Below are 20,444 nucleotides of genomic sequence, written 5' to 3' on the forward strand. Positions count from 1 at the left end.
CTTTTTGGAATTAAATCAGTGTGATTATGCGCTTTTTTAATAATTTGGTCTAGGTATCTTTTAAAAACCAAGCACTTACTGCACCAGCAAATCCAAGCACACTATAAAATAAGATCAGCTCAGCGGTGCTTAAATAGCTATTTAGCAAGCCTACACTGCCCAATAGCAACAGTATTAGCCCTATCACAGTATTACTAACTGACACATAATCAGTACGTTTATTCCCTTCAGCCATATCAACTAAGTAGGTTTTTCGGCCGAGCCGAACGCCCTGATGGGCAACTGTGAGTAAAAAATAACACAGCGGTAGTAACCAAAACTCATTAAGTGTTGCGGGACTAAAATACGCAACTAAATACACGGCTAAACCGTTAAGTGTGACAAGTATCGCTGCGAAAACGAGCACTCGGCGACTCGATAAGTCGCTTAATCTCCCCCAAATTGGCGCTGAAACGAGACTAGCAAGGCCAGAAAGAGCCATAAACGTGGCTAGTAGTGAAAAATCAAAGGCTTGTTCACTGGCAAGTACAATATAAAAGGGGGCGCTTAAAGCTGAGCAAAGTAACAATGCACGGGTGATAATAAAGTGGGTAAATTGTTTATCTTGATAGAGAAGTTTTAACTTTTTTAGAGCATGCAATAAGCCGTTTTCAGCGCCTTCAGTTGCCCCTTTATATTCTTTTATTCGGCTGTAACTCAGTGCTGCAAAAAGCCACATGAGCGCAGCTAATATGAGAGCAACATAAACGCCATTGTCATAACCCAAATGCTGTAAATACCATAATCCAAGGCCAAAGGTGAGCGTTGCAAAGCCTGCAAAACTGGCTGCAAAACCACTAATGCTTCCACGTTGCTGTTTCGGAATAACCTTACCCAACACATCTTTTGCTGCAATTGAATTAAAACCGCGGGCAAGGCTAAAGATAATCAAAATACCTATAATCGCAAAGCCTGCACTCGTACCTTGTAAGGTGAGGGCACAAATAAGCATAGCGATAATACATACTGCTTGAATGATAGCCCCAACCACCCACACCCATTTTCTAACCGCAAGCTGGCGAATTAAGTGAGCAATAGCAAGCTGCGGTAGCATAGAACCCGACTCACGTATTGGCACAAGCCACGCTATAAAGCTACTAGGCACATTAATACTTTGTAATAACCAAGGAAGCGTCACTTTAGGATTTAAAAGGGCATCAGCAAACTTGCTAAATAACTGACTCACTAAAAGGGTGATAAAGTTACCTGGCACGACCTTGCAGGCCGCTTCATCTATGGCTTTACATGCGCGCGCATCTTCGGTGTTACTAAGGCGTTGGTAGATGTCTTCTTTACTGAGCTTTTTCATGTTTTATAGTTCAGGAGAGGATCCGTTATTGCAATGGGCTGCATGGCAGCCCGATGGTTAAAAGTCGTTTTTGCTGTGTCGCTCGGCAAGTTGCTCTGCTTCATCACCCCAAATACGATTAACACGGCGACCACGTTGCACTGCAGGGCGGCGTTCAACTTGTTTTGCCCAGCGCACAACATGGGTATAAGACTCAACATCTAAAAACTCTGCTGCGTCATATAAATAGCCAAGTACAAGGCTTCCGTACCAAGGCCAAATTGCAATATCAGCAATTGAATACTCACTGCCTGCCATGTAGTCATGATCGCTTAAATGGCGGTTGAGTACGTCGAGTTGGCGTTTAACTTCCATAGTAAAGCGGTCTATTGGATACTGCATTTTAAACGGTGCATAACTATAAAAGTGGCCAAAACCACCACCTAAATAGGGCGCAGACCCCATTTGCCAAAATAGCCAGTTGCGACACTCGGTTTTACTTGTGTGGTCGCTTGGAATGAGTGCATCAAATTTTTCGGCCAAGTACTGTAAAATCGCACCCGATTCAAAAACACGGGTAACAGGCTTGGTGCTGTGATCCATCAATGCGGGGATCTTTGAGTTAGGGTTTACGCTAACAAAACCCGACGAGAACTGGTCACCATCAGCAATTTTGATCAAAAACGCATCATAGTCAGCGTCATTGATGCCAAGCTCAAGTAGCTCTTCAAGCATAATAGTGACTTTTTGACCGTTTGGTGTAGCAAGTGAATAGAGTTGTAATGCATGCTCACCCACAGGTAGATCCTGCTGGTGGGTAGCACCTGAAATTGGGCGATTTGTCTTAGCCCATTCGCCACCATTTTCGGCATCCCACTGCCACACTTTAGGCGGCGTATAACTGTCGTTATTACTCATTGAAACTCCTTTATTTGTGCTTTTGTGAATGTCACTACGAGACTACCATCCTAGTTGATCAACGTGAGCAAGGGAAGTAGAGTAATCAAATTATAAATATTAAGGAGGATGGTATGAAAAAACACGGTTTAGCAATTGGTTTAGAGCGCGTTGGCAGTACGTTTTATTTAACTTTTAAAGTCGTTGGAAAACTCACTCATGATGACTATACAAAACTCACTCCCTTAATTGAAAATGCACTAGCGTCAGTTCCTCACGCAAAAATCAGAGCTTATGTTGATATTACAGAGTTAGAGGGATGGGAGCTTCAAGCAGCATGGGATGATTTAAAGCTGGGGCTTAAGCATAACAAGGCGTTTTGCCGCATTACTTTATTAGGAAATGCGAAATGGCAACAAGTGGCTAGCAAGGTGGGTAATTGGTTTACCAGTGGTGAAGTGAAGTATTTTGAGGATGCGAGCATTGCACGTGAATGGTTACATGAATAAGGTGGCCTGTGATAAAGCATAATCAAATAAAGGTGGCGACATTTAACCTTTATAATTATTTAGCGCCACCGAATGCATTTTATGATTTCCAGCGTATTTATAGTGCACAGCAATGGGCAAAAAAACAGCGCTGGTTAGCCGATTATCTTGAAAACCAACAGCCTGATATCATTGGTTTCCAAGAAGTGTTTAGTATTGATGCTCTAAAACAGCAAGTAAGCGAACAAGGTTATCCTTATTTTGCTGTCGTTGATGAACCCACTATTATTGATGAGTTTATATATCGTGATCCTGTTGTTGCGATTGCTTCACGCTTTAAAATAGTGGCTGTTGCCAAGGTGGAGTATGACACAGATTACGCAGCGCAAATGGGGCTCAAAGGGTTTCGTTTTAGTCGTGATATTGTTCGCGCTACGATAGATGTGCCACATATTGGCATTGTTGATTGCTATGTACTGCACTTTAAATCAAAGCGTAGCATGATTGATAACGAATACGATGACACCAGCACTGAGCAACAAAACTTACTTAAGCAGTTAAAAGATCAGGTAGCAGGGCGCTGGGCATCAAGCATACAGCGTGGCAGTGAAGCTGCACTATTTTTGATAGAAGTCATCAATCGCAGAGCGCAAACAAATAACCCTGTTATTGTGATGGGGGATTTTAATAATGAGTTGCATGACGGTGTACTCAATCATTTAATTGCCGATAATTCACGGCTTACTGAAAATCGTCAAAATAGTGCGTATCGCTCACATTTTACCTTACAGGATAGTTGGCAGCTTTATCAGCGTCATGTAGTGACCGAAAGCGACAGAGAGGCAACCCATTACTTTGGCAGTAGTAGTTCAGTGTTTGACTATATTTTGCTTTCAAGGGAATTTGATGCAGGGTTTCACAGCAGTTTTTTTGAAGTCGTTGATTATCACACCTATGATCAGCACTTGATCAACCCACAGTTTGCTTATGATGACCAAAGCACCGACCATGGTATTGTGATGATCACAATGGCACTGCGTAGTTAATTGTTTTTGATCCAGCCAATACTAAGTAGATATCTGTTACCAGAAATGACTTTAGTGACTTGATGTTCACAGACATCGGGCCGAAATAATTTGATGCGAGCACTTTCGTAAATTGGTTGTGCACAAATAAACTCGCCACCAGTTCGCGCTTTTTTGAGCACAATGTTAAGCCGAAAGTGTTTACCCGCCGCTACCTTATCAGTGTGCGCAGGCACTTCGCTACCTTCAGGAAAGCGCAATATATAAACATCAAATTTAATTGGCCACAATAGCATTTTGTCGTAGCCCTAAAGTTGCCGACCTTTTTCAAAGCGAAAGCGCTTTTTAATCATAGGTTATTGTATTTTTTATCACGCTTTGCCATCAGATAACCTATAAACGCGCCACTTATGGCACCAAATAAATGGCTCTCAAAAGAGATATGAATACGCTGCGGGAATACCCCCCAAATCAAGCCGCTGTAAAGTACAACGACGGCAATGCTGATTAAAATTGCTTTGAATGAGCGGTGCATGATGCCATAGCAGATTAGATAACCCCATAAACCATAAATTACGCCACTCAAACCTACATGAATATTACTACGGCCGAATAACCAAACGAGTAGCCCACCAAGCAGTGCAGTGCCAGTAAAGACTAGCCAAAAACGTTTTACGCTGTATTGGCATACCAGCCACGCAAGAATAGCAAAAGGCACTAAATTACTGACTAGATGCGCCCAGCCGCCATGTAAAAAGGGGGCAAAGAACACGCCAGACACACCAGATATTTGACGAGGTAATATGCCAAAACCGTTAAGGTTTACACCAGGGAGTGAGTTGGCAATTTGCAGCACCACACAAAGTAACATGATGCCCAAAATAGCAAACCGTTTGCTACTGATAGGGGGAAGTTTGGCTGCTGATTTTTCAGTCATGGTTGAAGGCTCTTAAATCAATTCGACCGAATCAGTATAACTTATTAATAGTGAAGGTAAACACCTTGACGTACAAGGTGTTTACTGAATAATGAATTGTGATTTTTAACCTAGTTTTGTTAGCAGTTTTTTCGCTGCAAGCTCTGAACTTGCAGGGTTTTGTCCTGTGATTAATAAACCGTCTTCAATGGCAAGTACGCCCCAGTCATCGGTTTTTTGATAGTGACCGCCTTGTTTGATTAGCTCATCTTCTACGAGCAACGGTACCACATTGGTAAGCTGTACAGCATCTTCTTCAGAGTTACTAAAGCCAGTAACTTTTTTATCAAACACGACTGATTTACCTGCTGCATTTTTCGCATTGAGTAATACAGCACTTGCATGACATACCGCGCCAACAGGCTTGTTTGAATTTAAAAATTGTTCAATCAAACTAATAGAGTCCTGATTATCAACTAAGTCCCACAATGGACCATGGCCGCCTGGGTAAAATACAGCGTCAAATTCCTCTGCATTTATCTCGCTCAATGGTTTAGTGTTTGCCATCAAGGTTTTTGCTGCGCTGTCTTCTTCAAAACGTTTGGTTGCATCTGTGGCAGCGTCAGGTGCCGCGCTATTTGGATCGACTGGAGGTTGGCCGCCTTTTACTGATGCAAGGGTTACATCTGCACCAGCATCAACAAAGGCGTAGTAGGGGGCTGCAAACTCTTCTACCCAAAAACCTGTTTTATGACCTGTATCACCCAATTCATCGTGTGAAGTAAGTACCATTAAAATTTTCTTAGCTGACATAGTGAATCCTTTTGTGAGTTTTAAACATCGTTGATAACACTATAGGGATGAAAACTAAGTTAAACAACGCAGATAAACTTGACTTCATTGGTTTAATAATTGATACAATTATTCAGGTCATATTAGGAATCCATATGAAAGTATCGTTCGAGCAACTAAAAAGTATGGTGGTGTTTGCCCATATTGTGCAGCAAGGTAGCTTAACCAAAGCGGCTCAGCAACTAGGCTTGTCGCGAGCTGTGGTGAGTTATCACTTAAAAAAGCTAGAGCAGCAATTGCAACTCACCTTATTAAATCGTTCAACCCGCACTATGACACTAACAGAGGCGGGTATGGCTTATTACGAACGTTGTCAGGCCATTACAGAGCACGCAGAGGCAGCTAATCTGCATCTTGAGAGCTTAAAAAGTGAGCCCGTTGGGGTAATTAAACTGAGTTGTCCGGTGAATGTCGGCTTACAACTTGTAGTGCCTGCGCTGGCTCAGTTTAAACGTTTGTATCCTAAAATCGACATAGACTTACAACTGAGTGATGATGTGGTTGACGTTATCAAAGAAGGCTATGATTTGGCTATTCGAGGGGTTGCGCTTGAGAGTTCAAACTTACAAGCGACTAAGCTGGCAAGTATGGCAACATGCTTATGTGGTTCAGTTGATTACTTTACAAAACACCCTATACCAAAGAGTATTGCTGATTTAGCAGTGCATACTTGGGTCGTGTACCAGCCAAGCAGCGCTATTGTGACTCTTGAAAAAGACAAGCGTCGTTTTGATATAGCAGTCAGTGGTGGCATAAGTACTAACAATGCCGCAGCACGCACTGCTTTTGTTGAAGCGGGACATGGCTTAGCTAAAATCCCTGTTTATGATGCACTTCCTAGGATTAAGGCTGGCTTATTGCGAACAGTATTAGAGGATTACAAAACCGCAGATATTGAGCTTTATGGTGTGTTCCCGCCAGGGGCAGCGGGAAGCAAAAAATTGCGTGTTTTACTTGATTACCTAAAGGACTATTTCGCTAATCAAGTGGCAACGCTGGCGATTTAAACAAGCGTTCGATTAAATAAAGCAACGGCTTGTTGATACATGCTGATGGCAAGGGCAGGGTCGTAACGCTCGCCTTCATCGCGCATGAAGGCGTGTTGGGCATTAACTTCTTGCCACTGGTAATTAATTCCTGTTGCCACCGCTTGTTGGTAAATTTTAAGGCGGCCTTCTTTTGGTACATGTGGGTCTTGCTTACCCCAGACAAAGTGAATTTCACCTTTGATATCAGCCATGCGTTCGAACGAGTTATTACCTGCTTGCGCCACTAAGGTATCGCTGTGTATATCTGTTGCATATAAACAAAATGCGGCTTTAATATTAGAGTTTAACGCTGCGCGATATGCAAGGTGACCACCAATACAGACACCCATCGCACCGATGTGGCCTGTGCAGTAATCTTGAGTGCGTGCAAATGCAATTAAGGCTTCAGTATCACTGTCGTGGCTCTCAATTGGTTTAGCCCACTTGTCGGCATTGCCTTTATCCTTACCCGCATCATCGTAGGCAAGTACAGTACCTATAGGGTTTAACTCATGAAACACTTCGGGCACTAATATCACAAAACCATGACCTGCCAGTATTGCAGCAGAGCGTGCGATTGGCGCAGTTTCTTGAAAAATCTCTGAATAGAAAATAATACAAGGGAACTTCCCTTCATCTACTGGGCGATAAACGCTGGTGCGCATTGGCCCTGTTGGGGTGGCTATATCGTGGCTATGGTGTTGAATGATCATAAAATGCTCGGCTAAATAAAACTCTATGTTAACCGAGCACGATAAAATAAACGACTGTAGCCGTAAAACTTTTAAATACTGGCAGGCATGTTATTACAACTCGCGTAATAACTAACCGTTGCAGGCCAATCAGAGAAGATACCTATGACACCAACATCTTTGGCTAATACATCAAGCACGGTCATCATATCGCCATCGTTATCAATAACATCGGCAACTGATTGATAATAATAGCCGCCACCATTATTTAACGGGCCTGAGCGTTCGAAACTCCATGCTATGATTTTAAGGCCCGCCGCTTTGGCATCAACTGCATATTGTGAAGGCACTATGTTATTGTCGTTATCAATGGTTAATAGCATCCAGATTGGTGGTGCAATAATCTTAACACCGTCACTGTAAAGTGCAGCCATACTGGGTTGCCAAGTGTCAGGATTATTAGGATCAAAGCCTGCATCACTATCACGGCCATCCAAGTAAACACTTTGAGCAGCAAAGTCTGGATTGTTATTTATCCAATATTTTACATCATCTAAGTTAAATGACTGTGGAAAAACATGATTAGCGGGCACGTCCATTTGTATGTACTCATCGAGCATTTTTTGTGCGTACTGCTCTTGGCTCATACCATCAAAAGGCATGCTAACTGCTGGCGATTTAAGTTCAGGAGTCATTTTTACACCTAACTCTTTAAACAATGCAATACTTTGTTTATGTGTCATTAGGGTGCCTGTATTTGCATATAAATCAGTGCGCCAACTAGGCGTTCCTTTCATATAGTCAGCCACATTAGTTGCGTTGGTGTTTGCACCATCCATTTTGCCTTCAAGGGTTAAAAACTCTGCGAGGCTAATATCGCTAGTACAACATTTAGCAGAAGCAGGCGTACCGCTGTTAGGATCTGCTGGAGTAAAAGGTTCACTGCATTTTGCAGCTAACTCTGGGATAGCTAAAATATTTGTGGTGGTATGCAAGTCACACTGCGAATGGCGACATACTAATTCTTTATCGTTTGTAAAGGTGACATCACACTCGACAATGCCAGCCCCCATGCGAGCCGCAGCTATGTAAGACTCTTTAGTGTGTTCAGGGTATTGCATAGGCGCACCTCGATGACCGATTGAAAAATCAGTACGGTAAAAGGGGCCTTCTTTACACGATTCTAGTTTTGTTTTTAGTGTACTGTCTGCCATGTCATCAATGAGGTAGTCTGGGCGAGTGCCAAGCTGAATATTGGTGCCCTGCGCCACTTCTACGACAATGGGGGTTGGAACTTCAACAACTTGAACATCAGTATTTGTGACAACAACTTCTTTTTCGACAACTTCTACTTCATCATCACAACCAGCAAGAACGCCTATTAATAAGCAACTAGTCAGTAAGGGTATGTGTTTCACTATTTTCGCATCCTTTAAAATAAATGAGTGCATCACCTTAATCATCATTAATGACAATAAAACGACAGTAAGCTTAATTTATTTTTTCACAATGGCTTGGTTCACAATTAAAGCTAACAGTATAACGGCTGCGCCAATACTTAATCTGAGAATGTCGGCATCACGGTTCCAAATAACAATATTGACAATAATCCCCGCAGGGATCAGTAGGTTATTCATTACTGCGAGCGCACCCACATTGACAATAGTCGCGCCTTTATTCCATGCAAAATAACCAAGTCCAGAGGCAATTGTTCCGAGGTAAATCAGGACACCCCATTGTGTGGTTGTGGTAGGGAGCTTACTGGTATCACCAAATAAACCATAGCAAACTAATGCGACGATGAGTGCACCAATGAAAAACCATGCGAACACACGAGAATGCGCAATGTGTTCGTGTTGCATTAATCGTTTATAGGTCACTTGTCCTGTTGCAAAGCAAATATTGGCAGCCTGCACAAGTAGCATTCCAAGCAGGTAGTTTTCATCAATGCCTTCGTAACGAATAGCGACTGCTCCGACAATGGCCAGCATGGCGGCAAGCAAGAATTTAGCATTGAAGCGTTTTTCAAGAATATCGTTTAATAAGGTGATATAAAGCGGTGTCATAACCGTGAATAACAGCACTTCAGGCACACTGAGGTACAAAAACGAATGGTAATAAAAGCTGTACATCACACCCAGCTGCACCGCCCCTATTGCCATCAGTTTAAGTGCTAAAGCTTTAGGGGTTTTACGCCAGTGCAGGAAAGGTAAAAATACGCAGGTGGCTAAGCCAATACGCATCAACACACTGAACCATGCATCGACTTGTCCTGCTAAATAAACACCAATAAGACTAAACGAAAAGGCCCAAAGCAGGGTAACAGCAAATAAGTAGGTCATGTTTTATGGTAATTGATTCTAAAATTGCACTATAACAAAAAGCCCGCAATAATTGCGGGCTTTCATCACTTAGCGAATAATTTAACTATTACTCAACTAAACCACGACGCTTTAATAGTGCGTCTGTTGTTGGTTTTTGACCACGGAATTCAATGTAGCTTTGCATTAAGTCGCGGCTGTTACCTTTTGATAACACTTCTTTACGGAAGTTATCACCATTTTCACGGGTTAAGCCACCTTCTTCTGTCATGTGTGCAAACGCATCTGCTGCGAATACTTCAGTCCAAAGGTACGCATAATAACCTGCTGAGTAACCACCAGCGAATGTGTGGCTGAAGTAGCAAGACTTATAACGAGGCGGTACTGGGTAGTAGGCAATACCGTGCTTGTCTAATGCATCATGTTCAAACTTTTGCACATCTGTAATATCAGCATCAACACCAAATGAATGCCATTCCATATCAAGCAGTGCCGCGGCTAAGTACTCAGTTGTATCAAAACCTTGATTGAACTTTTGTGATTCGAGTACTTTTGCAAGTAATGCTTTTGGAATTGGCTCACCTGTTTTGTAATGCTTGGCATAGTTTGCCAGTACAGTCGGTTCGATGTTCCAGTCTTCATTTGCTTGTGAAGGGAATTCAACAAAATCACGTGCTGTGGCAGTACCGGCGAGGCTAGGGTATTTAACGTCAGAGAATAAACCATGAACAGCGTGACCAAACTCATGGAACATGGTTGTTACTTCAGAGAAGGTCATGAGTGTAGGTTGGCCGTCAGCTGGCTTAGGAATGTTCTGTGCGTTGTAGATTACCGGCATGGTGTCTTTTAGACCGCTTTGGCTGACATAAGAGCTCATCCATGCACCGCCGCGTTTGCCTTCACGTGCATATGGATCCATGTAGAATAGGCCGATAGCGCTGCCATCTTCGTTAAATACTTCAAATACCATTACGTCTTCATGATAAACAGGTAAGTCTGTACGTTCTTTAAAGGTAATGCCGTACAGTTTATTCATCGCAAAGAATAGGCCGTCGTGGATCACTGATTGCATTTCAAAGTAAGGCTTAACTAACGCAGGGTCTAAGTCGTACTTTTCTTGGCGTACTTTTTCAGCATAGAATGCCCAATCCCACGGTTGTAAGGCAAAGTTTTTGCCAGACTTTTTAATTACTTGCTGGATTTGTTCTGCTTCAGCTTCTGCTTTGGCAACCGCTTTCGGTGCTAAGTCATCAAGAATGCCGTAAACGTTTTCTGTTGTTTGCGCCATACGTGTTGTCATCACATACGAAGCCCAGTCTTGGTAACCCAGTAATGCTGCTTTTTCTGCGCGTAGCTTAGTCTCTTTAAGAATGATTGGGCCATTAGTTGCTTGTGCGCGAGTTGCAGAAGTGGTCCACACTTTTTCACGTAGCTTACGATTTTCAAGGCTTTGTAAGATAGGCTGGCGAGTCGTGTTGACAAGCGTGATCATGTAACCTTCTTTACCTGCCTTTTGTGCCGCAGCCGCAAGGCTTGCAATTTCAGCCTCAGACAATCCAGCCAGCTCGCTTTTATCTGTTACTAAAATCACATCTTCTTTGAATGATTTTAAGATATTTTGTGAAAACTCTGTTGAAAGTTTGGCAAGTTCCGCGTTGATTTCACGCATTTTTGCTTTTTCAGTTTCGTTAAGCTTTGCACCCGCGTTAACAAACTTTTTATAGTAAAAATCGACAAGGCGTTGATCTTCAGCATTTAAAGATGATTTGTCATCGTAGATACTTTGCACGCGAGCGAATAAGGCTTTGTTTAGGTAAATATCATCAGTATGAGCAGACATAATAGGCGCCATTTTAGCGGCGATACGTTGATACTCACTGTCAGAGATCAAACCTGATAAATTAAAAAATGCCGCAGAAGTGCGGTCTAATAGCTCACCAGATAGTTCCATTGCAACAAGGGTATTTTCAAATGTTGCAGGCTCAGGGTTGTTTGCAATCTTTGCAATTTCAGCTTTTTGCTGTGCAATACCCGCTTCAAATGCTGGCTCGTAGTCTTTGGTTGAAATTTTATCAAACTCAGGAGCCATGTATTGTAAAGGGCTTGGCTTGAAAAGAACGTTGGTAACATTAGCTGTTTGTGTTTCAGCAGCAGTTTCAACTTGAGTTTGCGTGTCAGCTTGCTGTGAACTACAAGCTGAAAGTAAAAGTGCACTAGCAATCGTTGTTGCTATCAGGGTCTTATGCATGAGAACTCCAATTTAAAAATGTGCTTGGTACATTCATTATTCGAGAGAATACACCAATGATGAGAGCTTTTTTAAATTACCAAATTTTAGACTAGAAACAATTAAATCTATCGGTTTATTAGGATGGTTGAGCGCAAAACGGGAATAAAGTGTTTCAAAAATGCACAAAAAAGCCGTCTTACTATAAATCGGACGGCTTTATTATCTAGTAATGTAATAATAAGAAAAATTAATGTGATTTATACATCGACGGTTATGCATGAATCAATTATAACCGAGTACAAACTTTTTCTCCGAGCCGAAGTTTTCAGGCATCGCATTTCCGAACTCTTTGTTGATCAGTGCTAACGTGTTTTCTTGTTCTGCAAGCAAGTTTAAAATGCGGTTTCTGTAATCTAAGCTCGACTCAAACAAGTTTAAATCAACCATTGGCTGGAGTGTTGCTAGTTTCTGTGTAAGTGTCATTTGTGACATTGTGCTCTCCTCATGCTACTTATAGCTCTCACTGTTTATATAGCATCTGTGTTCAAAAATAGTTAATAATTAGCGCATTTCGTGCATAAAGAACTTAGTATTTACCAAGTTTTCACTTATTATGCCGTGCTAAACTTAGTCACAACTGAACCAAATTCATTTTTTCTAGGAATGTTAATTTATGACCCTTGCTGATCTGCAATCTGCATTATCGTTTGTATTGTTTACTTACAACGATGTGCAAATTACTGTGCTAAAAATTATTCAAGTGCCTTTGGTGCTTTTTTTAATGTGGTTTGTGGTCACGTGGATAGGTCGATTAATTAAAAAAGCATTACTTGCAAAAAACCTAGGCCCTGATGCTGTTCATTTATTCACCCGTATATATCTTGTCGTTACGATAGCGGTGCTTGTGTTTACCTCACTGGAGGTACTCAATATTCCATTAACAGCGTTTGCTTTTGTCTCTGGTGCAATTGCTATTGGTGTCGGTTTTGGTGCACAAAACATTATTAATAACTTTATTAGCGGTTGGATACTCATGTGGGAGCGACCAATACGTATTGGTGACTTTCTAGAAGTAGGGACGGCGAAAGGGGTTGTTGAAACAATTAACACACGCTCTACACGCATTCGTCGTAACGATGGTGTGCATATGTTAGTGCCTAATAGCCAACTGCTTGAAAATACCGTAACTAACTGGACTCTGATTGATCGTAATGCGCGCTCATCCGTTAATGTCGGTGTTGCTTATGGTTCAGATGTGGTGTTGGTTGAAAAGTTGATTAAGCAAATTTTAGATGAGCATCCGGCTATTTTAAAAACACCCGCCTCATCAGTCTTATTTGATGACTTTGCAGATAGTTCATTAACGTTTAGTGCTATCTTTTGGGTATGTGCGGAATCAGAAGCGCCGCTTCGACAGGTACGAAGTGAGCTACGTTTCAGTATATATAAAGTGTTTGCTGAGCACGATGTTACCATCGCATTCCCGCAGCGCGACATTCATATTGATGGCGAAATTGCCTTAAAACGTCGAAGTACACAAAAATAAAAAAAGCGGCTTAGCCGCTTTTTTTACGCTTGTTCATTGAGCTTTTTAAGCTTAAATGCGAGCAGTACCATCATGGTACCAAACACAATGGCGTAAGTGGCTACTAACCAAAGTAAGGTTAGGACACCTGCGCCAGGGTTAAACATTAAGTAAGCACCAAAAATGATGGATATGACACCACTGGCAATTAAAATCCACTCATTATTGATTTCTTTGCGAAGCTTACTGGCGATAATGATTTCAATTACCCCCATTGCGATAGCCCATGCCGCAATAAAATATAACATTAAAATAGCGGTAACATTGGGCGCAAACAAAGTGACTAATGCCGCAGCAATTGAGATAAGGCCGCCAATAAGTAGCATCCACCACAATGGGTTGTCTTTTTTAGAAGCAAAAGCCAGCCATGCGCGAATTGCGCCATCTACGAAGAAATAAGCAGCAAAAATAAACATCAACACAGCAAGTGATGCCTCGGGTGCAAGCCAGCCACAAAGCCCGAAGATTATCGCAATCACGCCATGAATAAATAGTGATGACCAATGTGGAATCAACGAATTTGAAATATGCATAAAAAGTTCCTTTGCCTAGGTTAGAGGGGCTAACAGGTTTTAATAGATCTAACATTTAAGCTACTTAAAGCAAAGGAATTTAATTAATATTTGTACAGTTAAAAAAGCATGCTCTAATCTAATATTATGAATTTGAGTCTATTCATTATCTTGCTACAAGGATGAGAGAGTGAAAAATTTAGCCACTACTTTTTTGTGCGTCATGTGTTACCTATTGGTTATCTGTATGGCCGCAGTAGGGAGTAAGGCATACGCTATGAGTACGCCAGAGGTCACTGTAAAGTCACTTATTGATAAAGATGATAAAGAAAAAACTGATGAAGAAAAAGAAGTGACAAGTGCAGAGGCAGGGAGCTCACTTACTAGTCAGCAAGCTGATGAGGCTTTATTTTTCGATGAATTCAATCGAATTACTCCGCGAAATACAATGTATGGTTTTTTAACCGCTGCACGGGCACGCGACTTTGAATTAGCTAGTCACTACCTCGATTATCGTAACTTACCGCAAGATGCTGCTGCCATTGGTCAGATGAAGCTGGCTGAAAATCTATCTTTAATATTAGATAGAACTTTATGGGTTGATATTGATAACCTGAGTAATAAGCCTGACGGCAAAAAAAATGAAGCGGTACCAAGTTATCGCGATCTTGTCGGTGAAATTTCCACTTCACAAGGGAAAGTGCAAATCTTATTACAGCGTGTTCCAAATAAACAAGGGACGCAAACGATTTGGAAAATTTCCAATGCGACAGTGAGCAAAATCCCCCTATTAATCAAAGAGTATGGGTATAACCGCATAGGAGAGTGGCTATATCAGTCTTTACCAAGTTTTGAATTTTTAGATGTAATGCTGTGGCAATGGGTCTACTTTGCATGTTCTTTTATTTTCTTTGTACTCGTCGCAATTGTGTTAACACGACTCGTTTCTTTTGTTTTAGTGCACTTAAAGTTTCCCATACAGCAAGACATTGTTGATTTTATCAATGGACCAATCTGTTTATTAATAGCAGTAATAATGTCGCGTTCGTTAAGTGATGAATCTAATGTAACCATTGCTTTTTTGGCCGTAATTCATGGCGCCACGGTTTTGCTTTTAGCATGGACTTGGGTGTTTTTACGTATTGTTGATATTACGAAACATCGCTTGAGCCAGCGTTTTATTCGCCAAGATAAACCTCATGCTGTTTTCATGCTTAGGCCTGTGAGTAACGTCATAAAAACCAGTATCGTGATTATTATGTTATTTGTCTGGTTCGAGAATTTGGGCTTTAACGCGACGACCTTACTTGCTGGTCTGGGTATCGGTGGGCTTGCTATCGCACTTGCTGCACAAAAAACGGTTGAAAATATCATTGCAGCAATCACGCTTTATACATCAGCACCTGTACGAATTGGTAATTTGTGTAAGTTTGACAATCACCTCGGAACAATTGAAGAGATAGGCCTGAGGGCAACACGTATACGCACACTTGATCGCTCGGTAATTTATATAGCGAATGCTAAGTTTGTGGATATGCAGCTTGAAAATATTTCTGAGCGAGAACGCATTTCATATCGACCTAAGTTAATGCTCAGCGCAAAAACAGAGCAGCAAAACTTACATGCTTTTATGGCGTCTGTTCGTGCACTACTTAAAGAGCATGAACATATTGCCGGTGAGCCTTGTCGAGTACGATTTAAAGGTTTTACGCCTTGGGCTTTACAAATCGATGTACTAAGCTACGTAGAGACAGTCGATTTTGCGTTTTACATGGAAATAATTGAAGAGTTAAATATGGCGATGTTAGGTTTGCTGAACGAGCATAATTGTGAATTAGCCAACCCAGAATTTGCTCGTGTAGTAGGTTCGTAATGAAAATTGTCGCAAATGAAAGTAGTTCTCAGTTGTATACATTCTCTACACATTGTTGCTGCATAATGAACAGGACATATGTCCGCCAAAGTGTAAAATAGTTGCATAATTTCTTCTAAATGCTTTGATGTTGCCGCTAATTGTTGTAAAAAAATTGTATATTTATAATTTTTAATGCAGTAAAAGTGTCATAAAGTGTTATAATCGTCAGCGTTCGTTCAGCCTCTTTACCTCGTTTTGCACTCTCGATTTAGAGGTCCGCGCAGCTTATTATAAGGCGCGAAAAATTGGCCGAGCCCGTCAAATGATTTGACGCAACATCATCACCGTTGAATAAGAGTGCATAAAAAAGGTTAAAACCCGACATGAAAGCAATGAAAAGATCTACGTTAGCAACCCTAATCAATGCAACGTTGTTCTCTGCTGTAGCAGGTACTTCATTTTCAACTCTTGCTGCAGACGAAGCACCAGCAGCAAAAAACAACCAATTAGAAGTTATCCAAATCACTGCTCGTAAGCGTGTGGAAAATGCTCAGGAAGTACCTGTTGCAGTATCTGCGCTGCAAGGTGATAACTTAGATGCTTACAGCTCAGCTGGTATGGATATTCGCTTTATGAATGCGAAAATCCCAAGTTTATCAATCGAATCTTCGTTTGGTCGTTCATTCCCACGCTTTTATGTTCGTGGTCTAGGTAACACAGACTTTGATTTGAATGCTTCTCAACCTGTTTCTTTAGTGGTTGATGAAGTCGTTCAAGAAAACGCAATCTTAAAAGGTTTCCCTGTATTTGACGTTGCTCGCGTAGAAGTATTACGCGGCCCACAAGGTACATTATTCGGTCGTAACACGCCGGCTGGCCTTGTTAAATTTGATACAGTTAAACCATCACAAGAATTTGAAGGCTATGGTTCAGTATCTTACGGTAGCCGTGGCGCAGTTGATTTTGAAGGTGCTGTTGGCGGTGGCCTAACAGACCGTTTATCAACACGTGTTTCTGTACTTTGGCAAGAAAAAGACGATTACATTGATAATCGCACACCAGGGTTTGAGCAAGATGACGTATTAGGTGGTTACACTGAAAAAGCGGCTCGTGTTCAATTCTTATATGAAGGTGATGATTTCACAGGTTTATTCAACTACCACACGCGTGATATGGACGGTAAGCCAATTGCATTCCGTGGTAACGCAATCAAAGCGGGTACAAACGATTTAGTTGATGGCTTTGAACACGATGTGGTTTTCCATGATGCAGCTTCACGTGCGACACAGCAAGTTGAATCACAAGGCGCAAGCTTAAAGCTTGAGTGGGACATCAACGATTTAACACTTACGTCAATCTCTGCATGGGAAAGTGCTGAAATCTATTCTCGCGCTGACATCGACGGTGGTTACGGTTTCTTTAATGCAGACGACCCAACAGCGCCTATGGGCCCAGGTTTTATTCCGTTCACTTCTGAAAGTGCTGACGGTATTCCTGATCAAGACCAATACACGCAAGAACTTCGTTTATCAAGTAACTATGCTGGTGACGTAAATTTCCAAGTCGGTGTATTCTACTTTGACGAAGCGCTAACAATCGAAAACTTCAGCTACGACACATATGGTGCAACACCGGGTGAGTTAAACGGTTATGTTATCCAGCAGCAAGATACCAAGGCATGGGCGGTATTCGGTTCATTAGACTACACAATCACTGATGACTTAAAAGTAACAGCGGGTCTTCGTTACTCTGATGACGAGAAAGAGTTCTCAGCAAACCGTACTTTAAGCCCTGCTGGTGGCGGTGCGTTATTCTTAACAGAAAACCCAAGTGACGATCACGTTAGCTGGGATTTATCTGCTAACTACAAGATCAACGACGAGGTAAACTGGTACGCGCGTGTTGCTAATAGCTTCCGTGCCCCAAGTATTCAGGGTCGTATCTTATTCGGTGATGAAGTAACTGTTGCTGAGTCTGAAACTGTAACATCTTTTGAAACAGGTATTAAATCAGACGTACTCGATGGCCGTGGTCGTGTAAATGCGACTGTGTTCTACTACACAATGGATGACCAACAATTAACAGCTGTGGGTGGTGGTGCAAACTTCAACCGTCTAGTTAATGCTGATAAGACAACTGGTTATGGTTTTGAGTTAGACACTGAGTGGGTATTAACTGATAACCTAAATGCGACGTTTAACTTAAGCTACAACAACACTGAGCTTAAAGATAAAGATTTAGCCGTTGCTGTTTGTGCACAATGTACAGTGACAGATCCAACATTCCAAGTACCGGGTGCATTTGGTCCTGAAGACCGTGCTATCTTAGATGGTAACAGCCTACCGCACGCACCTGAGTGGATCTCTAACGTCACATTACGTTATAGCCGTGAAGTTGCTGACGGTGAATTCTTCACTTACGCTGACGTGTCTTACCGTAGCGAAATCAACTACTTCTTATACGAGTCAGTTGAGTTTGAAGGCAAGCCATTAACAGAAGTGGGTTTACGTGCAGGTTATGCTTGGGCTGAAGGCGACAACGAATATGAAGTATCAGCATTCGTTCGTAACATGTTCGACGAGCAACAATCAATCGGTGCTATCGACTTCAATAACAACACAGCAATGGTGAACGAAGAGCGTTACATCGGTGCTGAGTTCAAAGTAAGCTTCTTCTAAGCTGAAATAATAAGTCCTATTAAAACCCGCTGTATAGCGGGTTTTTTCGTTTATAATCGCGTTGGTAACTGCTAAAGTGGCAGGATTAATTTAAGAGAAAGAGAATAGCTATGGCTGGATTTTGGAACTACCGTGTGATTTTTTGTGAAGCAACAAAAGATGAAGCGGCACAATATCAAATTCATGAAGTTGAATATAACTTAAATGGTAAAGTGACTAACTGGTCAGAAACTGGAGCAGCGCCTTTTGGCAATACAGTTGAAGAGCTAGAAGCTGACGCTGATCGTTTAAAAACGGCGTTTTCTAAGCCAGTTTTAAAAGTGGTTAGAAAGCAACGTGGCTACGAGCTAGTTGATGTCGAAACAGGCGAAGACGCCTTTGCGGAGCCACCTGCGGGCTTAACTGAATAATCACGCTGAATTAATTAAAGGTGCCAATGGCACCTTTTTACTTTAACTTTGAAGGAATGAGGATGACTTTAAAAGCAGTATTATTTGATATGGATGGCACGCTGGTTGATTCTGAAAGTGTGCATTTTAATATTTGGAATGATTTACTCGCGCCTTTTGGCGTGCAATATGATGAGGCTACATTTTGCCAACGCTTTTCAGGCAGACCGACCCTTGAAGCCGCAAAAGAAGTGGTTGAAAAATATCAGCTTACGATTAGCCCTGAACAATTAACAAATGATAAGTATGCTGCATTTGGTCGCTTCGTAAGCTCGAATTTGCCAGCGTTTATGCCTTACGCAAAAGAAGTATTAGAAGAAATTAAAGCGAGCGGTTTAAAAATGGCGTTAGTAACAGGCAGTGCTAAAGATGAAGCCTATCCTATTTTAAAAGGCTATGGCATTTTTGATTGGTTTGATTGTGTAGTCACGAAAGATGATGTGATAAATCCCAAGCCTGCAGGCGATCCATATCAACTCGCTCTTGATACCTTACAGATTAAGGCAGATGAAGCAATTGCAGTTGAAGATACATTCACAGGTGTAAGCGCTGCAAGTAACGCAAACGTGCCTGTGTTTGCTGTACCAAACCACTTCACATTAGAGCATGATTTTAGTAAAGCGGCAGGAAAGTTCGAGAATCTAAAAGATCTTCTAAAATGGGTACAAAATAAGCTATAGTTTAGAAAATGATTCTTTGCAGGGATGCATTTATGAGCTTTCTATTTCGCAGACTCGTTACTTTACTGTGCTGTAGCCTATTTACAGCAATCGCTGTGGCAACACCAAAAGTTCAACTCGCTAAAGTATATGACGCTGATAGTGTTGTTGTCAGTGATTACCTCGTGAGTGAAAAGTACGATGGTGTACGTGCAATCTGGACTGGCACTCAATTCCTAACCCGCGCAGGAAATACGATTAATGCGCCTGCTTGGTTTACAGCTCCTTTACCTAAGGTTTGGCTAGATGGCGAACTTTGGAGCAAACGGCAAGACTTCGCTAACCTGAGTGGCATTATTCGAACACAGCTTCCCGTTGATAATGACTGGCAGAATGTAAGTTATATGGTCTTTGATATGCCAGACTCTAGCCTCCCTTTTAGCGAGCGTTATAAAAATTATCTAGGGTTGGTAGCGCAGTTAAACGTTAAGCACATAATCGCAGTAGAACAAAAACACTTTGAAAATAATCATCAACTTAGTATGTACATGGATGATTTAATAGCAAAGGGTGCTGAAGGAGTGATGCTACATTTAGCGTCTGCGGTGCATCGCTCTGGGCGCAGTGACGCTTTATTAAAGCTTAAACCCTATCTTGATGCCGAGGCAATTGTTATTGCGCATTTGCCAGGAAAAGGTAAGTATAAGAATATGTTAGGTGCACTTAAGGTACGTAGCGCTGAAGGAGTAGAGTTTAAAATTGGCTCGGGGTTTTCAGACCATCAGCGGCAATTTCCTCCGGCAATAGGCAGTACCGTTACCTACAAATACCATGGTTTTACCAAACATGGACTACCACGTTTCGCCAGCTTTTTACGTGAGCGAAGTGCCTTATAAGTTTAAACATTCAAAAACAGCTGTAATTATGGTA

20 protein-coding genes are annotated in these 20,444 nt (G+C 41.7%); 9 read left to right on the plus strand and 11 right to left on the minus strand.

The genetic code is table 11. The annotated features are described in order from the left end of the window. Positions 1-49: 49 nt before the first annotated feature. Together L3Q70_RS05225 and yghU are read right to left on the minus strand one after the other, a co-directional pair. Entirely contained in the window at positions 50-1,348 is a 1,299-nt protein-coding gene (locus L3Q70_RS05225) for an MFS transporter (protein ID WP_237115013.1), read from the minus strand. 57 nt (positions 1,349-1,405) lie between these two features. Next, the gene (gene yghU / locus L3Q70_RS05230) at positions 1,406-2,245 is read right to left on the minus strand and encodes a glutathione-dependent disulfide-bond oxidoreductase (protein WP_062570467.1); all 840 of its coding nucleotides are present in this window, start codon (positions 2,243-2,245) and stop codon (positions 1,406-1,408) included. A gap of 113 nt (positions 2,246-2,358) precedes the next feature. Between yghU and L3Q70_RS05235 the strand changes: the two genes are divergently transcribed. Together L3Q70_RS05235 and L3Q70_RS05240 are read left to right on the plus strand one after the other, a co-directional pair. Then, complete coding sequence (locus tag L3Q70_RS05235) at positions 2,359-2,733, plus strand: STAS/SEC14 domain-containing protein (protein ID WP_237115014.1); 375 nt, start codon at positions 2,359-2,361, stop codon at positions 2,731-2,733. An 8-nt stretch (positions 2,734-2,741) separates the two neighbouring features. Beyond that, on the plus strand, positions 2,742-3,758 hold the full coding sequence (locus L3Q70_RS05240; protein WP_237115015.1) for an endonuclease/exonuclease/phosphatase family protein: 1,017 nt from the start codon (positions 2,742-2,744) through the stop codon (positions 3,756-3,758). Here L3Q70_RS05240 and L3Q70_RS05245 read toward each other — a convergent pair. The 3 genes from L3Q70_RS05245 to L3Q70_RS05255 all read right to left on the minus strand — a co-directional run bounded on the left by L3Q70_RS05245 (position 3,755) and on the right by L3Q70_RS05255 (position 5,466). Then, entirely contained in the window at positions 3,755-4,033 is a 279-nt protein-coding gene (locus tag L3Q70_RS05245) for a 2OG-Fe(II) oxygenase (RefSeq protein ID WP_237115016.1), read from the minus strand. The two genes, L3Q70_RS05240 and L3Q70_RS05245, sit on opposite strands and share 4 nt — an antisense overlap. A gap of 53 nt (positions 4,034-4,086) precedes the next feature. After that, complete coding sequence (locus L3Q70_RS05250; protein ID WP_062570471.1) at positions 4,087-4,674, minus strand: rhomboid family intramembrane serine protease; 588 nt, start codon at positions 4,672-4,674, stop codon at positions 4,087-4,089. A gap of 105 nt (positions 4,675-4,779) precedes the next feature. Next, a complete protein-coding gene (locus L3Q70_RS05255) occupies positions 4,780-5,466 on the minus strand; it encodes a type 1 glutamine amidotransferase domain-containing protein (protein ID WP_193988546.1) in 687 nt (228 codons plus the stop codon). A 134-nt stretch (positions 5,467-5,600) separates the two neighbouring features. Between L3Q70_RS05255 and L3Q70_RS05260 the strand changes: the two genes are divergently transcribed. Next, the gene (locus L3Q70_RS05260) at positions 5,601-6,512 is read left to right on the plus strand and encodes a LysR family transcriptional regulator (protein ID WP_062570473.1); all 912 of its coding nucleotides are present in this window, start codon (positions 5,601-5,603) and stop codon (positions 6,510-6,512) included. Here the strand turns inward: L3Q70_RS05260 and L3Q70_RS05265 are convergent. The 5 genes from L3Q70_RS05265 to L3Q70_RS05285 form a co-directional block, all read right to left on the minus strand. Continuing rightward, positions 6,509-7,246, minus strand: a complete 738-nt coding sequence (locus L3Q70_RS05265) for a dienelactone hydrolase family protein (RefSeq protein WP_237115017.1) — start codon at positions 7,244-7,246, stop codon at positions 6,509-6,511. The genes L3Q70_RS05260 and L3Q70_RS05265 overlap by 4 nt on opposite strands. 71 nt (positions 7,247-7,317) lie before the next feature. Next, a complete protein-coding gene (locus tag L3Q70_RS05270) occupies positions 7,318-8,643 on the minus strand; it encodes a glycerophosphodiester phosphodiesterase family protein (protein ID WP_237115018.1) in 1,326 nt (441 codons plus the stop codon). A 78-nt stretch (positions 8,644-8,721) separates the two neighbouring features. Then, positions 8,722-9,567, minus strand: coding sequence for a carboxylate/amino acid/amine transporter (locus L3Q70_RS05275; protein ID WP_062570475.1), 846 nt, complete (start codon positions 9,565-9,567; stop codon positions 8,722-8,724). 88 nt (positions 9,568-9,655) lie between these two features. After that, entirely contained in the window at positions 9,656-11,794 is a 2,139-nt protein-coding gene (locus tag L3Q70_RS05280; protein ID WP_237115019.1) for a M3 family metallopeptidase, read from the minus strand. A gap of 264 nt (positions 11,795-12,058) precedes the next feature. Then, positions 12,059-12,268: a hypothetical protein gene (locus tag L3Q70_RS05285; RefSeq protein ID WP_062570477.1), complete on the minus strand. Its 210-nt coding sequence runs from the start codon at positions 12,266-12,268 to the stop codon at positions 12,059-12,061. 181 nt (positions 12,269-12,449) lie between these two features. Here L3Q70_RS05285 and L3Q70_RS05290 point away from each other — a divergent pair, with 181 nt between their 5' ends. Continuing rightward, positions 12,450-13,322 (plus strand): mechanosensitive ion channel domain-containing protein, encoded by an 873-nt coding sequence (locus tag L3Q70_RS05290; protein ID WP_062570478.1) that lies wholly within the window; start codon positions 12,450-12,452, stop codon positions 13,320-13,322. A gap of 23 nt (positions 13,323-13,345) precedes the next feature. Here the strand turns inward: L3Q70_RS05290 and L3Q70_RS05295 are convergent, their stop codons facing one another. Then, on the minus strand, positions 13,346-13,894 hold the full coding sequence (locus L3Q70_RS05295; protein ID WP_062570479.1) for an HdeD family acid-resistance protein: 549 nt from the start codon (positions 13,892-13,894) through the stop codon (positions 13,346-13,348). Positions 13,895-14,150: 256 nt separating this feature from the next. On the opposite strand from L3Q70_RS05295, the gene L3Q70_RS05300 reads away from it, so the two are divergent. The 5 genes from L3Q70_RS05300 to L3Q70_RS05320 all read left to right on the plus strand — a co-directional run bounded on the left by L3Q70_RS05300 (position 14,151) and on the right by L3Q70_RS05320 (position 20,410). Beyond that, positions 14,151-15,746 (plus strand): mechanosensitive ion channel domain-containing protein, encoded by a 1,596-nt coding sequence (locus tag L3Q70_RS05300; protein WP_237115020.1) that lies wholly within the window; start codon positions 14,151-14,153, stop codon positions 15,744-15,746. A 365-nt stretch (positions 15,747-16,111) separates the two neighbouring features. Next, positions 16,112-18,406, plus strand: coding sequence for a TonB-dependent receptor (locus L3Q70_RS05305; protein ID WP_237115021.1), 2,295 nt, complete (start codon positions 16,112-16,114; stop codon positions 18,404-18,406). Between the two features lie 110 nt (positions 18,407-18,516). Next, on the plus strand, positions 18,517-18,816 hold the full coding sequence (locus L3Q70_RS05310) for a hypothetical protein (RefSeq protein ID WP_062570481.1): 300 nt from the start codon (positions 18,517-18,519) through the stop codon (positions 18,814-18,816). Between the two features lie 62 nt (positions 18,817-18,878). After that, positions 18,879-19,535: an HAD family phosphatase gene (locus L3Q70_RS05315; protein ID WP_062570482.1), complete on the plus strand. Its 657-nt coding sequence runs from the start codon at positions 18,879-18,881 to the stop codon at positions 19,533-19,535. A 32-nt stretch (positions 19,536-19,567) separates the two neighbouring features. Continuing rightward, on the plus strand, positions 19,568-20,410 hold the full coding sequence (locus tag L3Q70_RS05320; RefSeq protein ID WP_228074435.1) for a DNA ligase: 843 nt from the start codon (positions 19,568-19,570) through the stop codon (positions 20,408-20,410). Positions 20,411-20,444: the final 34 nt, after the last annotated feature.

Origin of the sequence: Pseudoalteromonas sp. CF6-2 (genome assembly GCF_021729425.1) — a bacterium.
In the GTDB taxonomy this organism is placed as follows: domain Bacteria; phylum Pseudomonadota; class Gammaproteobacteria; order Enterobacterales; family Alteromonadaceae; genus Pseudoalteromonas; species Pseudoalteromonas arabiensis.

Excerpts from the sequence above, each read along its gene's own strand:
- L3Q70_RS05225 (WP_237115013.1), bottom strand. The coding sequence starts at position 1,348 with ATGAAAAAGCTCAGTAAAGAAGACATCTACCAACGCCTTAGTAACACC.
- yghU (WP_062570467.1), bottom strand. The coding sequence starts at position 2,245 with ATGAGTAATAACGACAGTTATACGCCGCCTAAAGTGTGGCAGTGGGAT.
- L3Q70_RS05235 (WP_237115014.1), top strand. The coding sequence starts at position 2,359 with ATGAAAAAACACGGTTTAGCAATTGGTTTAGAGCGCGTTGGCAGTACG.
- L3Q70_RS05245 (WP_237115016.1), bottom strand. The coding sequence starts at position 4,033 with ATGCTATTGTGGCCAATTAAATTTGATGTTTATATATTGCGCTTTCCT.
- L3Q70_RS05250 (WP_062570471.1), bottom strand. The coding sequence starts at position 4,674 with ATGACTGAAAAATCAGCAGCCAAACTTCCCCCTATCAGTAGCAAACGG.
- L3Q70_RS05255 (WP_193988546.1), bottom strand. The coding sequence starts at position 5,466 with ATGTCAGCTAAGAAAATTTTAATGGTACTTACTTCACACGATGAATTG.
- L3Q70_RS05260 (WP_062570473.1), top strand. The coding sequence starts at position 5,601 with ATGAAAGTATCGTTCGAGCAACTAAAAAGTATGGTGGTGTTTGCCCAT.
- L3Q70_RS05265 (WP_237115017.1), bottom strand. The coding sequence starts at position 7,246 with ATGATCATTCAACACCATAGCCACGATATAGCCACCCCAACAGGGCCA.
- L3Q70_RS05275 (WP_062570475.1), bottom strand. The coding sequence starts at position 9,567 with ATGACCTACTTATTTGCTGTTACCCTGCTTTGGGCCTTTTCGTTTAGT.
- L3Q70_RS05280 (WP_237115019.1), bottom strand. The coding sequence starts at position 11,794 with ATGCATAAGACCCTGATAGCAACAACGATTGCTAGTGCACTTTTACTT.
- L3Q70_RS05285 (WP_062570477.1), bottom strand. The coding sequence starts at position 12,268 with ATGTCACAAATGACACTTACACAGAAACTAGCAACACTCCAGCCAATG.
- L3Q70_RS05290 (WP_062570478.1), top strand. The coding sequence starts at position 12,450 with ATGACCCTTGCTGATCTGCAATCTGCATTATCGTTTGTATTGTTTACT.
- L3Q70_RS05295 (WP_062570479.1), bottom strand. The coding sequence starts at position 13,894 with ATGCATATTTCAAATTCGTTGATTCCACATTGGTCATCACTATTTATT.
- L3Q70_RS05300 (WP_237115020.1), top strand. The coding sequence starts at position 14,151 with ATGAGTACGCCAGAGGTCACTGTAAAGTCACTTATTGATAAAGATGAT.
- L3Q70_RS05305 (WP_237115021.1), top strand. The coding sequence starts at position 16,112 with ATGAAAGCAATGAAAAGATCTACGTTAGCAACCCTAATCAATGCAACG.
- L3Q70_RS05310 (WP_062570481.1), top strand. The coding sequence starts at position 18,517 with ATGGCTGGATTTTGGAACTACCGTGTGATTTTTTGTGAAGCAACAAAA.
- L3Q70_RS05315 (WP_062570482.1), top strand. The coding sequence starts at position 18,879 with ATGACTTTAAAAGCAGTATTATTTGATATGGATGGCACGCTGGTTGAT.
- L3Q70_RS05320 (WP_228074435.1), top strand. The coding sequence starts at position 19,568 with ATGAGCTTTCTATTTCGCAGACTCGTTACTTTACTGTGCTGTAGCCTA.